Here is a 12,803-nt window from a genome sequence, read left to right as displayed (position 1 = left end):
GAGAACCACCATGCGCAAATCACTCATCATGACCGGTCTGGCCTTCGTGCTGGCAACTGGTGCCGCCACCGCTCATGCCGGTGATCTTGACCATGTTATCGGTGGCGCCGTCGGTGGCGCAGCCGGTGCCGCCATCGGCCATTCGGTCGGCGGCCGAGACGGGGCCGTCGTCGGCGGTGCCATCGGTGCAGCCACCGGCGTGATCCTGACCCGGCCGGAACGGTACCGGGAACGGGAGCGGGTCGTCGTGCGGCCAGTCGCCCAGCCGGTCTACGTTTACGAGCGTGCCTACCGCCCGGCCCGCTATCACAAGTTCAAGCATCACCGTAAATACCACGGCCATCACCACGGTTATCACCGCGGCCACCACGACAGGGACGATTGATCGCCGCGACACGTCCGCGTGTCAGCGCACCCCTGCCCGGATGCCCCCATCGTCCCGGCAGGGTTTTTCTTGCCCGCCGCGTCCGGAAGCGGGTCACGCGCTGGCGAGCCAACGCCCGACCAACGGCGTTGGCCAGAACCGCGCCGTTGATATGGGGTCAACGAGCGTGGTGCGGCCATCGCAACGCAGCCGCGCGTGAAGCGCGTCTCAGCCCAGCCCGTAATTACGCACCAGCATGATGGCGGTCAGCAGCATGATGCAGCCGATCGCCACGTCCAGCAGCCGCCAGCTGGCCGGCTTCTCGAACCACGGCGCCAGCCGGCCGGCGCCAAAGCCGACCAGCACGAACCACAGCACCGACGAGGTGATGCAGCCGAGCAGGAACACGCCGGCATTGTCGGTGCCGTACACCGACGACACGCTGCCGATCAGCACCACGGTATCAAGCCAGACATAGGGATTGAGCAGCGTCACCAGCAGGATGGTGCGGATCACCTTCTTGCGGTCGCGCTCGATGCCGCCGCTGGCGTCGAGCCGCCCCGGTTGCCACGCGGCACGAAACGCCTTGAACGACAGCCACAGCAGAAACGCCGCCCCGGCCCAGGTCACCACCCCGACAAAGCCCGGCAGCGCCGCCACCAGCCGCCCCATGCCCAGCACCCCGGCGGCGATCAGCAGCACGTCGCACACGATGCAGATCAGCACGATAGGCAGCACATGCTGGCGGCCGATGCCCTGCCGGATCACGAACGCATTCTGCGGGCCGATACCGACAATCTGGCTGGCCGATAGCGCCAGTGCCGACAAATACACATTCAAGCTCATCTTGGTAGTCTCCCGTTTCAGTCACGACCAGCATACGCAGCCCACAAAAAGCAGTAAAACTAATGTTTCTATGGTTACATTAATAAAACTGATAAAAGAAGGCGAGCCTGATGCTGGACAGCAAACAACTGCACACCCTGGCCGTGGTGGTCGATTGCGGCGGTTTCGACAAGGCGGCGCAGCAGCTGTGCGTGACGCAATCGGCGGTGTCGCAGCGCATCCGCCAGCTGGAGGACAGCCTCGGCCAGCCGGTGCTGCTGCGGGTAACGCCGCCACAGCCGACCGCCGCCGGGCGACGGCTGCTGCAGCACTACCGCCAGCTGGCGCTGATGGAAAGCGAGCTGCTGCAGACGCTGCGCCCGGACGACAACGCGCAGGCGTTCACCACACTGGCGGTCGGCGTCAATGCCGACAGCCTCGCCACCTGGTTCCTGCCCGCCATCGACGCGGTGCTGCGCACGCAGCGGCTGCTGCTGGACGTGGTGGTCGACGATCAGGACCACACCCAGACGCTGATGCAGCAGGGCCATGTCATCGGCTGCGTCAGCACCCGCGCGCAGGCGTTCCAGGGCGGCGAATGCCGTTACCTCGGCACCATGCGCTACCGCTGCCTGGCCACGCCGCAGTACCGCGCCCGCTATTTCAGCGACGGCCTCAACGCCGCCACGCTGGCGCGGGCGCCGGCGGTGCTGTTCAGCGGCAAGGACGACCTGCACGGCGAGTATCTGGCGCAGCATTTCGGCTTCACGCAGCCATTTCCCAGTTTTACCCTGCCGGCGCCGCACGCCTTCGTCGACATCACCCTCGCCGGCCACGCCTACAGCCTGCTACCGGAAATGATGGTGGGCGAGGCGCTGGCCAGCGGTGCGCTGGTCGACCTGCTGCCGGCGCAGCCGGTCGATCTGGCACTGTACTGGCATCACTGGCGGGTGGAATCGGTGCTGGCGCGGCAGCTGGCGGACACGCTGACGGCCTGCGGCCAACGTTGGCTGCGCCAGGACGCAGTCTGACAAGGCCGCGCATTGACAAGTACTGGCGGCAAGAGGACGATCACCTCCCCCGCCAACAAAGGAACGCCCAATGACCAACGCCATCGACTGGGACACCCTGGCCCGCGAGGCCCGTGCCGCCGCACGCCACGCCTATGTGCCGTACAGCCGCTTTGCCGTGGGCGCGGCGATTCTGACCGCCGACGGCAAGATCGTGCGCGGCTGCAATGTGGAGAACGCCTCCTTCGGCATGACCAACTGCGCCGAGCGCACCGCCATCTTCAGCGCCCGCGCCGATGGCATGGAAGAAGTGCTGGCGGTGTGCATCTACACCCCCACCGACGTACCGACCCCGCCCTGCGGCGCCTGCCGCCAGGTGCTGAACGAGTTCGGCCCCGACATGGCGGTACGCGCCATCTGCAACGGCCCGGACATCATCGACACCACGCTGTCGCAGCTGCTGCCGGGCGCCTTCGGCCCGAAAAACCTGCGCGACGCCGGCTGACAAAACAACAGCGCCAGCATCGCTGCTGGCGCTGTGTCATGTGACGGTGGTGCTCAGTCGTTCGCCGGCCGGCTGACGATCGCCAGCGGCAGCCACTGCGGCCACCAGCCCTCTCCGGCCGCCGCGTGCAGCACCGACACCCCCAGCGACGGCACCGCCAGCAGTTCGCCGGCGTCGTCTTCCAGCAACGGCCAGTCCAGCCGCAGCTGCGGCGGCACGCCGGCCTCCTGAAACACCGTCTTCACCGGCTTGCGGCCAACCTTAAGCGGCAATTTCTGGCCGCCAGTGCGCGGCAGCACATCCAGCAGCCGGCCATGCCAGTCGTCCGGCAGGCCGCCCTGCACGCGCCGCCACTGCAATTCGCCGTGCGGCAAGCGCAGCGTCTCGCCAACGGCACAGCACAGCGGCCACGGCTGCGGCGCCACCCGCGGCAAGGCCAGCAGCCGCTGCCGGTAACGCAGCAGCACCAGCGACTGGTACTCCAGCAAGGGCTGCGTGGCGGCCGCGGCGCTGCGAACCTGCGCCAGCCAGCTGTACAGCGACTCCGGACTCGGCAACGCCAGCCCCAGCTGCGCCAGCCACGCCAGCACCACGTGGCGCTGGCGGGCATCCGACAGCGCCAGCAGCGCCGGCAAATCCAGCTCGCGGCCGCGCTGCACCTGCGCCAGGTCCATCGCTGCCAGGGCATCGACCATCTCGGCGGCATCGGCCATGCGCTGCGCCAGCCGCGCCAGCTGCTTGTCCAGCGCCGGCGTGCGCTGCCGCAGCCGGCCCATCACCTCGTGGCGCAGGAAATTGCGCAGGAAGTGGTCGGTATCGGCATTGCTGTCGTCCTCCACCCACTGTAATTGGCGTGCCACGGCATAGGCCGCCAGCGAGGTGCGGCCAACCTTGAGCAAGGGGCGCCACAATTGCTGGCCCTGGTGCTCGCGCAGCAGCGGCATCGCCGCCAGCGCCCGCGGGCCGCCGCCACGCAGCACCTGCAGCAGCACCGTTTCACTCTGGTCATCGGCGTGATGCGCCAGCGCGATCACCTTGGCACCACCCTCGGCAAAGGCCTGATAGCGCGCCTTGCGCGCCTCGGCCTCCAGGCTGTCGCCGCCACCGGCCAACACCGCCACTCGCACCACACGCAGCGGCACCTGGCGCGCACGGCACCAATCCTCGCACGCGCGCACCCAGTCATCGGCCTGCGCGCTGAGACCGTGATGCACGTGCAGTGCCGAAAATGCCGGCCCGCCGCGCTCGTCACGCCAGCGACACAGCAAATCCAGCAGTACCACCGAATCCATGCCGCCCGACAACGCCAGCTCCAAACGACACTGGCCGGACAAAGCGTCCGGCCAGTGTTGGATCAGCGTGTCGAGCAGGTCAGGCGGCGTCTTCCTTGAAGCGGCCATAGCTCATCAGTCTGTCAAAGCGGGTTTTCAGCAATTCGTCCAGGCCACGGGAGCCGGCTTCCTTCAACTGCTCCTGCAGCACGCGCTTCAGTGCCGTCATCATCGCGGCATGATCGCGGTGGGCGCCGCCCAGCGGCTCGTTCACCACGCGGTCGATCAGGCCCAGCGACTTCAGGCGCGGTGCGGTAATGCCCAGCGCTTCGGCGGCATCGCCGGCACGCTCTGCGGTCTTCCACAGGATGGAGGCGCAGCCTTCTGGCGAGATTACCGAATAGGTGGAGTACTGCAGCATGTTGACGTAGTCGCCAACCGCAATCGCCAGCGCACCGCCGGAACCGCCCTCACCGATCACGGTGACGATGACCGGCACCTTCAGGCGCGCCATCTCGTACAGGTTGCGGCCGATGGCCTCGGACTGGCCGCGCTCTTCGGCACCGATGCCGGGATAGGCACCCGGGGTGTCGACAAAGGTCATCACCGGCAGACCGAATTTCTCGGCGGTCCGCATCAGGCGCAGCGCCTTGCGATAGCCTTCCGGACGCGGCATGCCGAAGTTACGGGCGATCTTTTCCTTGGTGTCGCGGCCCTTCTGGTGACCGATCACCATTACCGGCTGGCCGTTGAAACGGGCCAGACCGCCAACAATGGCAGGATCATCAGCAAACGAGCGGTCGCCGCGCATTTCCTGGAAATCGGTAAACAGACCGTCGACGTAATCCAGCGTATAAGGACGCTGCGGATGCCGCGCCACAATGGCGATCTGGGATGGTGTCAACTTGCTGTAGAGCGTCTTGGTGAGCTCTTGGCTTTTCTTCTGCAGGCGAGAGATCTCTTCCGAGATATCCAGCACGGAGTCATCCTGAACAAAACGGAGTTCTTCTATCTTGTTCTCGAGCTCGGCAATCGGCTGCTCAAAATCGAGAAAGGTCGGCTTCATTGATACATTTCCGATTCGGGGTAATCCAGCAATGATAGCATGAGGCCGAAGCGATGAGCACCACCCTGTCCGACAAAATGCACTTGTCCTTAGATATGTAAAAACGGCTATTCATTCAAATTTTGCAGGCACCCTATTGCAGCCCCGGCCAAGCTGTGTTTTAATTCGCCTCCTCGCTGAACGACGCAGCAAATACAGCGTCACAGCAGACAAGATTTCGGGCGTTTAGCTCAGTTGGTAGAGCGTCTGCCTTACAAGCAGAATGTCGGCGGTTCGACTCCGTCAACGCCCACCAAGGTTGGAGCGGTAGTTCAGTTGGTTAGAATACCGGCCTGTCACGCCGGGGGTCGCGGGTTCGAGTCCCGTCCGCTCCGCCAACACAATTTAGGTTTACCGAAACAAGTTTCGGGCGTTTAGCTCAGTTGGTAGAGCGTCTGCCTTACAAGCAGAATGTCGGCGGTTCGACTCCGTCAACGCCCACCAAGGTTGGAGCGGTAGTTCAGTTGGTTAGAATACCGGCCTGTCACGCCGGGGGTCGCGGGTTCGAGTCCCGTCCGCTCCGCCAACACAATTTAGGTTTACCGAAACAAGTTTCGGGCGTTTAGCTCAGTTGGTAGAGCGTCTGCCTTACAAGCAGAATGTCGGCGGTTCGACTCCGTCAACGCCCACCAAGGTTGGAGCGGTAGTTCAGTTGGTTAGAATACCGGCCTGTCACGCCGGGGGTCGCGGGTTCGAGTCCCGTCCGCTCCGCCAACCAGACAAACCCCATTCATGCACGCATGAATGGGGTTTTTGTTTTGCCTTCCGGCAACAGGACATCACTCATTCGGCGCCACCCCGCGCCAAACATGACACGGGGCAGCCCGCCCTACTCGGTAAACGGCAACGGCTTGTTCGCCGCCTGCCGGTCCGACACCCCCATCACCGCCAGCAGGTCATCCAGCCCGTCGGCCAGCTGCCGCAACTGGCCGCCACTGAGCCGCGCCAGTGCTTCCGGCAACCAGCCGCGCGGCGCCACCGCCACCTTGCCGATCAGCTCCGCCCCCTGCTCGCTCAGCGCCACCTGCACCACGCGCAAATCCTGCTCGCTGCGCACCCGTGTCACCAGCCCGGCGGCAACCAACCGGCCCAGCATATTGCTGAGTGTGGCCGGCTTGATCGCCAGCCGTGCGGCCAGCTCCCCGGCACGCAACGGCCCCGCTTCGTGCAATTCGGCCAGCACCCAGGCCTGCGCCCCGGACACCCCCAGCTGCGCCTCGATATTGGCGGAGTGCTGCTGTGCGGAGCGGAAAACAACACGAAAGCGTTGCAGGACATCCAACGCCATCACGGGAACTTTGTCGGCCACTGGCGGCTCACTGGAACAGGACATTTGTTTTTGTGCAAAATAAAATAGATGAAGGAGAACCGCATGCCAAGCACAGAATACCAACCCAGCACTGCCGCCACACTGGGCATGGAGCTGGAAATCCAGCTGGTCGACAAACAAACGCTCGACCTTGCACCACGCGCCGACGAAATATTACATACGCTACACCAAAGTACAACGGCCAGGCACTTCAAACAGGAAGTCACCCGTTCGATGCTGGAACTCAATAGTGGCATCCATAACGGCAGCGCCACACTGGAAGCCGAAATGCTGCAACTGGGCGCGCAATTGTGCGCCGCGGCCGCCCCGCTTGGCGTCCGCCCCTGCGGCGGCGGCACCCACCCGTTCCAGGACTGGCGCGAGCGCCAGATCTCCGACTTTCCGCGCTACCAGCACTTCGCCGAACACTACGGGTATCTGGCACGGCAATTCACCGTTTTCGGCCAACACGTGCACGTCGGCTGCCCGGATGGCGATACCGCGATCTGGCTGACCCATGCGCTGAGCTACTACATTCCGCACTTGCTGGCCCTGTCCGCCTCTTCGCCCTACATACAAGGCGAAGACAGCGGCTTTGCCTCGGCACGCAGCAATGTGGTCAGCGTCTTTCCCAGCAGCGGCCATCTGCCGCAATTCGTGCGCAGCTGGCAGGAGTTCCAGGGCCACGCGGCGGAGCTGGAACACGCCGGCATCATCGGCAGCCTGAAAGACCTGTACTGGGACATCCGCCCCAAGCCGGAGTACGGCACCGTCGAGGTCCGCATTTTCGATACCCCGCTGGACATCCCGCACAGCGTGGCACTGGCGGCGCTGGTGCAGACGCTGGCGCGCTACCTGCTGACGGAGCGACCGCCGCAACCCGGTCGTGCCGCGCTGTACTGCGTCTACGGTTTCAATCGCTTCCAGGCTGCCCGCTTCGGCCTGTCTGCCGATATCCACGATGTGCGCAGCGGCAAGCGCATCCCGCTCAGCCAGGCCATCCTCGACCTGCTGCAACAACTGCAGCCTTACGCCGCCGATCCGCATGCGCGGGATTGCCTGGAGCAACTGGCGCTACGCGCCCACCACCGCCACGGCGACTACAGCCTGCTGCGCGAACACGCCAATAACAGCCTCAGCGCCCCTCAGCTCGTGCACGAGGCGGCCAACCTGTGGCAGCCGGCAAACAGCTAGATCACTGCCCAGCGCGGCGCTGACGCCGGAAATCCCACGGCGGCACCGGCGCGGCGTCGTACCACAAGCCCTGCCGCTGCTGCTGCGCGGCTTGCTGCGTTTGTTCATAGAGACGGAACTCCTGCGCCGACTGCCCCTTGCGCGCGTACTGCTGGTAGTGCCAGGCATAACCGGCGCGCAACTGGCCAAGGTTGACATCCTCATCACCCAGCCAGATGCGGCCAACGTTGCGGCCATAACGGTCCTGCTCCAGCACCTCGACCCGCACCTGCTGGCGGTACAGCTTGTCGGACAGCACCTGCTTGGCCTTGGTCCCGAACGGTTGCGCCTTCTCCGGCGCGTCGATAAAGGCAAAACGCACCTTGTGCTGCTGCCGGCTGTCGTCCAGCACCGTGATGGTGTCACCATCGGCCACCCCCACCACCACGCCCTCGATCTGCCCGGCGTCAGCGCGCGAAGCGGTACTCGGCCAGATCGCGCCGGCCAGCGCACCCAGCAACAGCACGCCGGCCGCAACCTTGCGCAACGGCGAGGCACCGGAAAACAAGGTCGTCAATGCACGCAGATGTTGCGCCTGTACTTTCATGCCTACTCCATCAATCAAATAAAAAAGGCGGCCGTCACGGCCGCCCGCTGGCAACAGCCGGTGTCAGTCCTTGCGGCGCGGCTGCCACAACACATCGGCCACCTGCGCCTGCTGGTTCAGGTAGCGCGCCAGGATGAACAGCACGTCCGACAAGCGGTTGAGATACTGTCGCGGCAAACCGCGCAGCGTGTCGGCCAGCAGCACCAGCGCCCGCTCGGCGCGACGGCATACCGCCCGCCCCTGATGCGCCACCGCGGCGGCACGGCAGCCACCCGGCAGGATGAACTCCTTCAGCATCGGCAGCTGTGCATTCCATTGCTCGGCCTGCTGCTCCAGCATCGCCAACTGCGACTCGTGCAGCGCCTCGTAGCCCGGCACCGCCAGCTCCGAGCCGAGATCGAACAGATCGTGCTGCACCTCCGCGAGAAAGGCATCCACCTCCGCTGGCAAGGCTTCGCAGCGCAGCAGGCCGACGATGCAGTTCAGCTCGTCGACCTCGCCCAGCGCCATCACCCGCGGCGCGCTCTTGGACAAACGGCTGCCATCACCCAGCCCGGTGGTGCCATCGTCCCCGGTGCGGGTCACAATCCGCGACAAGCGGTGTCCCATTATCGTTCTCCCTGTCCGGCTTGCGCCTCGCGTAAGGCCTCGCGCAGCGACTCGCGCAACGCTTCGGCCAGCATCATGTCAAAATCTTCCTTCAGGTGCTGCATGACGCCGGACATCAGCTGCTTGGCCTGCATTTCCAGCGCGTCCTGCATCCACAGCGTCAGCTCCACCTTCATGCGCGGCAGCACGCGTGCGTACAGTGCGTCTATCAGCGCCTCCGAGGTCAGCGACGACAGCGCCTCGCTGGCCGCCGCCTCCGGCGCCACCGCCAGCGGCTGGCTCACCTCCCTCACCCCCGACAGCTGCATCGCCGCTGCGGCCAACCCTGTCGCCGCTGGCACCTCTGCCGCCGGTGACGGTGCAGTCAGCACCTGGTGTACCGGCAGGATCGCATCCTGCGGCGTCAGGTCGAAGGGCGGCTCCGCCCCCAGATCACGCGCCCAGGCCAGCTCCACTTCACGATCCGGCATCATGTCATTGCCGTCACCACCATCCAGCTCGGCCACCAGACTGGCCGCCAGACCCAGACCACCACCCAGCACCCCGGTCGGCAAACTGTCCAACGAGATGCTCTCGCCCAGCGGGTAGCCACGCGCCGCCGCGTCACCCTCGGCCGGAGCTGGCGCCGCATCCAGTGCCGTGACGTAGGCGGCCGCCACACCGGCCGGTGCCACACCTTCTGCCGCAGCAAGATCAAAGGCAAATTCGTCGCTGGCTACCGGTTCTTCATCCGCCACCGTCGCAGACACCACGGCATCGGCGGCAAGTGGCGCCGCCGCCTCATCAGCCAGCAGCGGCGGTTCCATCGTGACGACAGCTTCCTCCGCGACAGGACCCGCGGCTGGAAGAGGCGTCTCGGCCACCACCTCGCCCAGCGGCGACGCATCGGCGCCGGCCATCACCTCGTCGCTGGCCGTGACTTCCGGCGCCACGGCGACCGCCTCCACTTCAGGAGCCAGTAGCGGCACCGCGATCTCGTTAATGTTCGCTTCGGCAGGTGCCGTCGCGTGATCTGGCAGCACCTCGTCAAGTTCGGCGGCCGGCGGCGCTTCGGGTTCGGGCACCATCGTTAGCACCGACGACGATTCTGCCGCCTCAGCATGCATATCCACTTCAGCAGCGACCAGCTCTGCATCCGGCGGCGGCGCTTCCCATGGCGCAGTTGACGTCTCAGCCACCATCTCAGCCTGTGCATCCACTTGCAACGCGGCATCGACCGGCGCCAGCTGAGCCGCCTGATCCAGCCACGCCGCCAAGCCCGCTGCAGCGGTGGCGGCAGTCAGCTCGGCGTCCACGGTGTCCAGCAGCGGGGCATTGTCTACATCCGCCAGACTCGGCTCCGCCACGCCGGCAGCAACCACCTCTTCGTCACTGGGTGTCCCCACTGCCGGCAGCGATACCTCATCACCAGATAAGGGCTCTGCGGCCAACGTTTCTGCCACATCCGCCTCCAGCGGCATCTCCGCCGGCGACGGTGCTGCCTCAGCCTCTACCTCAGCCAGCACCGCATCAGCCGTGCCCATCGGCCACAGTGCCACTGGCGCTGTTTCATCCGCCATAACCGGCGCGGCATCGGCAGCCACCTCCGGCATGGCAAAGCCGGGCAGCACCTCACCCAGGTCCATGTCGTCCGGCAGCGGCACATCCAGATCCAGCGACGGCAGGCGCCCGATCAGCGCCTCGGCGTCCAGCGCGCCGTCCCCGCTGATAGCCGCATCCGGCGACTGCTCGCCAGCGGACAGTACCTCGTCCAGCGTCAGGTCGGGCGGAAAGCTCAGCTCGTTGTCCGGCAGCGCGTCGGCCAGCTGCGCCATTTCGGCGCTGAAATCAAAATCGGGAATGTCAAAATCGACCAGCACCGGCACCTCGGCCTGCGGCGGCAACTCCACCGCCGGTTCCGGGGTGTCGACGATTTCGGTCAGCACCGGCAGGGAATCCCAGTCCGGCACCGGGGCTTGTGGCTCAGTCATGGCGGGCATCACTCATATTGTGGTGATGGATTTCGAAACCGCTATCCAGATAACGGCGATAGCGCTGTCTGGCGGTCGCCTTGGAGGCATCGTCGCTGCCGACCACCTCCAGAATGCGCGGAAAGCGTTGCGGCGTATCGGGAAAAGCCGGCGACAGGTTGAGCAGCACCAGCCCCTCGGCGTCGGCGACAAAATCCGTCGCCAGCAGCACCGGTGTTTCCGCCGCCAGCACATCGCTCGCCGCGCAATGCGGGATGAATTCGGTGTCGCCGTAAGCCCACAGTTGCGCACTGAAGCCGCGCAACGCCGCCTCATCCGGCAGCACGATCAGCATCCGCTCACCCTTGCGGTAAACGGTACGCGCCGCCCGGCACGCAAACGGGTACAAGGCGGCGACGTCGGTGTAAAAATCAATCCGCGTCATCTTCAACCACTTCGGACAATTCGCGACGTGGACGACCACGGCGCACGACATTGCCCAAGGCGATATCCGCACGATCTTGCAGGAACTGTACCAACAGCGGCACCGGACGGCCGGTGGCCCCCTTGTCCTTGCCGCCGCGCCACGCGGTGCCGGCGATGTCCAGGTGCGCCCAGTCGTAGGCCTTGGCAAAGCGCGACAGGAAGCAGGCGGCGGTGATGCTGCCACCGGCGCGGCCGCCGATATTGGCCATGTCGGCAAACGGGCTCTTCAGCAGTTCCTGATAGTCGTCCCACAGCGGCATGTGCCAGGCGCGATCGCCAACTTCCTCGCCGGCGGCGATCAGCTCCTTGGCCAGACCGTCCTGATTGCTGAACAGGCCGGTGGCGATATTGCCCAGCGCCACCACGCAAGCGCCGGTCAGCGTCGCCACGTCCACCACCGTCGCCGGATTCAGGCGCTCGGCATAGGTCAGCGCGTCGCACAGGATCAGGCGGCCTTCGGCGTCGGTGTTGAGCACTTCGATGGTCTGCCCGGACATCGAGCGTACGATGTCGCCCGGCTTCAGCGCGCGGCCGGACGGCATGTTTTCGCAGGTCGGGATCAGCGCCACGATGTTGAGTGGCAGCTTCATCTCCACGGCGGCGCGGAAGGTACCCAGCACCGAGGCGGCACCGCCCATGTCGTACTTCATTTCGTCCATGCCTTCGCCCGGCTTCAGCGAAATGCCGCCAGAATCAAAGGTAATGCCCTTGCCGATCAGCACCACCGGCCGCTCGGCACGGTCGCGGGCGCCGAAGTGCTTCAGCACGATGAAGCGCGCTGGCTCGTCGCTGCCACGCGCCACGGCGAGGAAGGAATCCATTTTCAGGGCGGCGATTTCGTCCGGGCCGAGCACCTCGACCTCGCAGCCGAAGTCTGCGGCCAACGTTTGCGCCGTTTGTGCCAGATAGCTCGGCGTGCAGTGGTTGCCCGGGGTATTGGCCAGATCCTTGGTCAGCTTCATGCCGGCGGCAATGGCCTGGCCGCGCTGCAGGCCGCGCTCGCCGTCGGCGAGATCGCTGCGGCGTGGCACGGCGAAGGTGAATTTACGCGGTTCGCGCGCTTCGTCCTGGCGGGATTTGAACTGGTCGAAACGGTAGAAGGCATCGACGGTGGCGACGGTGGCTTGCTCCACCATCCACTCCACATCGTGCTTCTTGACGTGCAATTCCGACAGATAGCTGACGATCTCGTTAGCCTGGGTCGAGGCCAGCGCCTTGACCGAGGCACGGATCGCCTCGCGGTATTCCTTGGCGCGGAAGTCGCGCTCCTTGCCGAGGCCGACCAGCATCACGCGGTCACACAGCGTGTGCGCCACCGAGTGCAGCAGCAGGGTGGAGCCAAGCTTGCCGTCCATGTCGCCACGCTTGAGGACATCGGTCAGGAAGCCGTTGGAAATGCGATCGAGCAGATCAGCGGCAAAGGACAGCTTGCGGGTTTCGTAGACACCGACCACAACGCAGGCGACGCGCTGTTTTTCCGGGCTTCCGCTTTTAATGTTAAACTCCATTGATAGCTCTCCAATGTGTGTTGGGATCATCAAGGCGCATCCCGTCAAGCTTTTGGCTTGGCTTGAATCAACTGGCCCACCT

Annotated in this window: 13 protein-coding genes and 6 tRNA genes; 10 read left to right on the top strand and 9 right to left on the bottom strand. The window is 65.2% G+C overall.

Annotation, left to right across the window (positions count from 1 at the left end; all coding sequences use genetic code 11):
- Positions 1 to 10: 10 nt before the first annotated feature.
- A complete protein-coding gene (locus C8E02_RS03430; protein ID WP_211329151.1) occupies positions 11 to 385 on the top strand; it encodes a glycine zipper domain-containing protein in 375 nt (124 codons plus the stop codon).
- A 207-nt stretch (positions 386 to 592) separates the two neighbouring features.
- On the opposite strand, the gene C8E02_RS03425 is transcribed toward C8E02_RS03430, so the two are convergent.
- A complete protein-coding gene (locus tag C8E02_RS03425) occupies positions 593 to 1,210 on the bottom strand; it encodes a LysE/ArgO family amino acid transporter (RefSeq protein WP_120809643.1) in 618 nt (205 codons plus the stop codon).
- A 110-nt stretch (positions 1,211 to 1,320) separates the two neighbouring features.
- Between C8E02_RS03425 and C8E02_RS03420 the strand changes: the two genes are divergently transcribed.
- Together C8E02_RS03420 and C8E02_RS03415 are read left to right on the top strand one after the other, a co-directional pair.
- Entirely contained in the window at positions 1,321 to 2,220 is a 900-nt protein-coding gene (locus tag C8E02_RS03420) for a LysR family transcriptional regulator ArgP (protein ID WP_120809642.1), read from the top strand.
- Positions 2,221 to 2,290: 70 nt separating this feature from the next.
- A complete protein-coding gene (locus tag C8E02_RS03415; protein ID WP_047966382.1) occupies positions 2,291 to 2,704 on the top strand; it encodes a cytidine deaminase in 414 nt (137 codons plus the stop codon).
- A gap of 53 nt (positions 2,705 to 2,757) precedes the next feature.
- Here C8E02_RS03415 and tilS read toward each other — a convergent pair whose 3' ends face one another.
- Together tilS and C8E02_RS03405 are read right to left on the bottom strand one after the other, a co-directional pair.
- The gene (gene tilS / locus C8E02_RS17720) at positions 2,758 to 4,104 is read right to left on the bottom strand and encodes a tRNA lysidine(34) synthetase TilS (RefSeq protein WP_120809641.1); all 1,347 of its coding nucleotides are present in this window, start codon (positions 4,102 to 4,104) and stop codon (positions 2,758 to 2,760) included.
- Positions 4,076 to 5,041, bottom strand: coding sequence for an acetyl-CoA carboxylase carboxyltransferase subunit alpha (locus C8E02_RS03405; RefSeq protein ID WP_047966384.1), 966 nt, complete (start codon positions 5,039 to 5,041; stop codon positions 4,076 to 4,078). The genes tilS and C8E02_RS03405 overlap by 29 nt, the downstream gene beginning before the upstream one ends.
- A gap of 219 nt (positions 5,042 to 5,260) precedes the next feature.
- On the opposite strand from C8E02_RS03405, the gene C8E02_RS03400 reads away from it, so the two are divergent.
- The 6 genes from C8E02_RS03400 to C8E02_RS03375 all read left to right on the top strand — a co-directional run bounded on the left by C8E02_RS03400 (position 5,261) and on the right by C8E02_RS03375 (position 5,794).
- A tRNA-Val gene (locus tag C8E02_RS03400) sits at positions 5,261 to 5,336 on the top strand.
- A 5-nt stretch (positions 5,337 to 5,341) separates the two neighbouring features.
- Positions 5,342 to 5,418: transfer RNA gene (locus C8E02_RS03395), tRNA-Asp, on the top strand.
- A 30-nt stretch (positions 5,419 to 5,448) separates the two neighbouring features.
- Positions 5,449 to 5,524, top strand: a tRNA-Val gene (locus C8E02_RS03390).
- Between the two features lie 5 nt (positions 5,525 to 5,529).
- Positions 5,530 to 5,606 (top strand) — tRNA-Asp (locus C8E02_RS03385).
- Between the two features lie 30 nt (positions 5,607 to 5,636).
- Positions 5,637 to 5,712 (top strand) — tRNA-Val (locus C8E02_RS03380).
- Between the two features lie 5 nt (positions 5,713 to 5,717).
- Positions 5,718 to 5,794: transfer RNA gene (locus C8E02_RS03375), tRNA-Asp, on the top strand.
- A 115-nt stretch (positions 5,795 to 5,909) separates the two neighbouring features.
- On the opposite strand, the gene C8E02_RS03370 is transcribed toward C8E02_RS03375, so the two are convergent.
- Positions 5,910 to 6,368, bottom strand: a complete 459-nt coding sequence (locus C8E02_RS03370; RefSeq protein WP_202902748.1) for a MarR family winged helix-turn-helix transcriptional regulator — start codon at positions 6,366 to 6,368, stop codon at positions 5,910 to 5,912.
- An 84-nt stretch (positions 6,369 to 6,452) separates the two neighbouring features.
- On the opposite strand from C8E02_RS03370, the gene C8E02_RS03365 reads away from it, so the two are divergent.
- The gene (locus tag C8E02_RS03365; RefSeq protein WP_170152088.1) at positions 6,453 to 7,583 is read left to right on the top strand and encodes a YbdK family carboxylate-amine ligase; all 1,131 of its coding nucleotides are present in this window, start codon (positions 6,453 to 6,455) and stop codon (positions 7,581 to 7,583) included.
- Between the two features lies 1 nt (position 7,584).
- On the opposite strand, the gene C8E02_RS03360 is transcribed toward C8E02_RS03365, so the two are convergent.
- The 5 genes from C8E02_RS03360 to C8E02_RS03340 form a co-directional block, all read right to left on the bottom strand.
- Positions 7,585 to 8,169 carry a thermonuclease family protein gene (locus C8E02_RS03360; RefSeq protein WP_053068138.1) on the bottom strand — a complete coding sequence of 195 codons (585 nt, stop codon included), beginning with the start codon at positions 8,167 to 8,169 and terminating at the stop codon, positions 7,585 to 7,587.
- A gap of 63 nt (positions 8,170 to 8,232) precedes the next feature.
- The gene (locus C8E02_RS03355) at positions 8,233 to 8,778 is read right to left on the bottom strand and encodes a cob(I)yrinic acid a,c-diamide adenosyltransferase (RefSeq protein ID WP_047967294.1); all 546 of its coding nucleotides are present in this window, start codon (positions 8,776 to 8,778) and stop codon (positions 8,233 to 8,235) included.
- A complete protein-coding gene (locus C8E02_RS03350) occupies positions 8,778 to 10,748 on the bottom strand; it encodes a hypothetical protein (RefSeq protein ID WP_147424420.1) in 1,971 nt (656 codons plus the stop codon). Before C8E02_RS03350 ends, C8E02_RS03355 begins: the two co-directional genes overlap by 1 nt.
- Positions 10,741 to 11,172: a DNA polymerase III subunit chi gene (locus C8E02_RS03345; protein ID WP_120809638.1), complete on the bottom strand. Its 432-nt coding sequence runs from the start codon at positions 11,170 to 11,172 to the stop codon at positions 10,741 to 10,743. The genes C8E02_RS03350 and C8E02_RS03345 overlap by 8 nt, the downstream gene beginning before the upstream one ends.
- Entirely contained in the window at positions 11,159 to 12,721 is a 1,563-nt protein-coding gene (locus C8E02_RS03340) for a leucyl aminopeptidase (RefSeq protein WP_047967291.1), read from the bottom strand. The genes C8E02_RS03345 and C8E02_RS03340 overlap by 14 nt, the downstream gene beginning before the upstream one ends.
- Positions 12,722 to 12,803 lie beyond the last annotated feature (82 nt).

The organism is Vogesella indigofera, assembly GCF_003633895.1.
Taxonomy (GTDB): domain Bacteria; phylum Pseudomonadota; class Gammaproteobacteria; order Burkholderiales; family Chromobacteriaceae; genus Vogesella; species Vogesella indigofera.
Note: the sequence above shows the minus strand (reverse complement) of the source record. Positions and strands in the feature narration are given on the sequence as shown.

What these genes read in the sequence shown, in the direction of transcription:
- C8E02_RS03430 (WP_211329151.1), top strand. Translation starts at nt 11, where the DNA reads ATGCGCAAATCACTCATCATGACCGGTCTGGCCTTCGTGCTGGCAACT.
- C8E02_RS03425 (WP_120809643.1), bottom strand. Translation starts at nt 1,210, where the DNA reads ATGAGCTTGAATGTGTATTTGTCGGCACTGGCGCTATCGGCCAGCCAG.
- C8E02_RS03420 (WP_120809642.1), top strand. Translation starts at nt 1,321, where the DNA reads ATGCTGGACAGCAAACAACTGCACACCCTGGCCGTGGTGGTCGATTGC.
- C8E02_RS03415 (WP_047966382.1), top strand. Translation starts at nt 2,291, where the DNA reads ATGACCAACGCCATCGACTGGGACACCCTGGCCCGCGAGGCCCGTGCC.
- tilS (WP_120809641.1), bottom strand. Translation starts at nt 4,104, where the DNA reads ATGGCCGCTTCAAGGAAGACGCCGCCTGACCTGCTCGACACGCTGATC.
- C8E02_RS03405 (WP_047966384.1), bottom strand. Translation starts at nt 5,041, where the DNA reads ATGAAGCCGACCTTTCTCGATTTTGAGCAGCCGATTGCCGAGCTCGAG.
- C8E02_RS03370 (WP_202902748.1), bottom strand. Translation starts at nt 6,368, where the DNA reads ATGGCGTTGGATGTCCTGCAACGCTTTCGTGTTGTTTTCCGCTCCGCA.
- C8E02_RS03365 (WP_170152088.1), top strand. Translation starts at nt 6,453, where the DNA reads ATGCCAAGCACAGAATACCAACCCAGCACTGCCGCCACACTGGGCATG.
- C8E02_RS03360 (WP_053068138.1), bottom strand. Translation starts at nt 8,169, where the DNA reads ATGAAAGTACAGGCGCAACATCTGCGTGCATTGACGACCTTGTTTTCC.
- C8E02_RS03355 (WP_047967294.1), bottom strand. Translation starts at nt 8,778, where the DNA reads ATGGGACACCGCTTGTCGCGGATTGTGACCCGCACCGGGGACGATGGC.
- C8E02_RS03350 (WP_147424420.1), bottom strand. Translation starts at nt 10,748, where the DNA reads ATGACTGAGCCACAAGCCCCGGTGCCGGACTGGGATTCCCTGCCGGTG.
- C8E02_RS03345 (WP_120809638.1), bottom strand. Translation starts at nt 11,172, where the DNA reads ATGACGCGGATTGATTTTTACACCGACGTCGCCGCCTTGTACCCGTTT.
- C8E02_RS03340 (WP_047967291.1), bottom strand. Translation starts at nt 12,721, where the DNA reads ATGGAGTTTAACATTAAAAGCGGAAGCCCGGAAAAACAGCGCGTCGCC.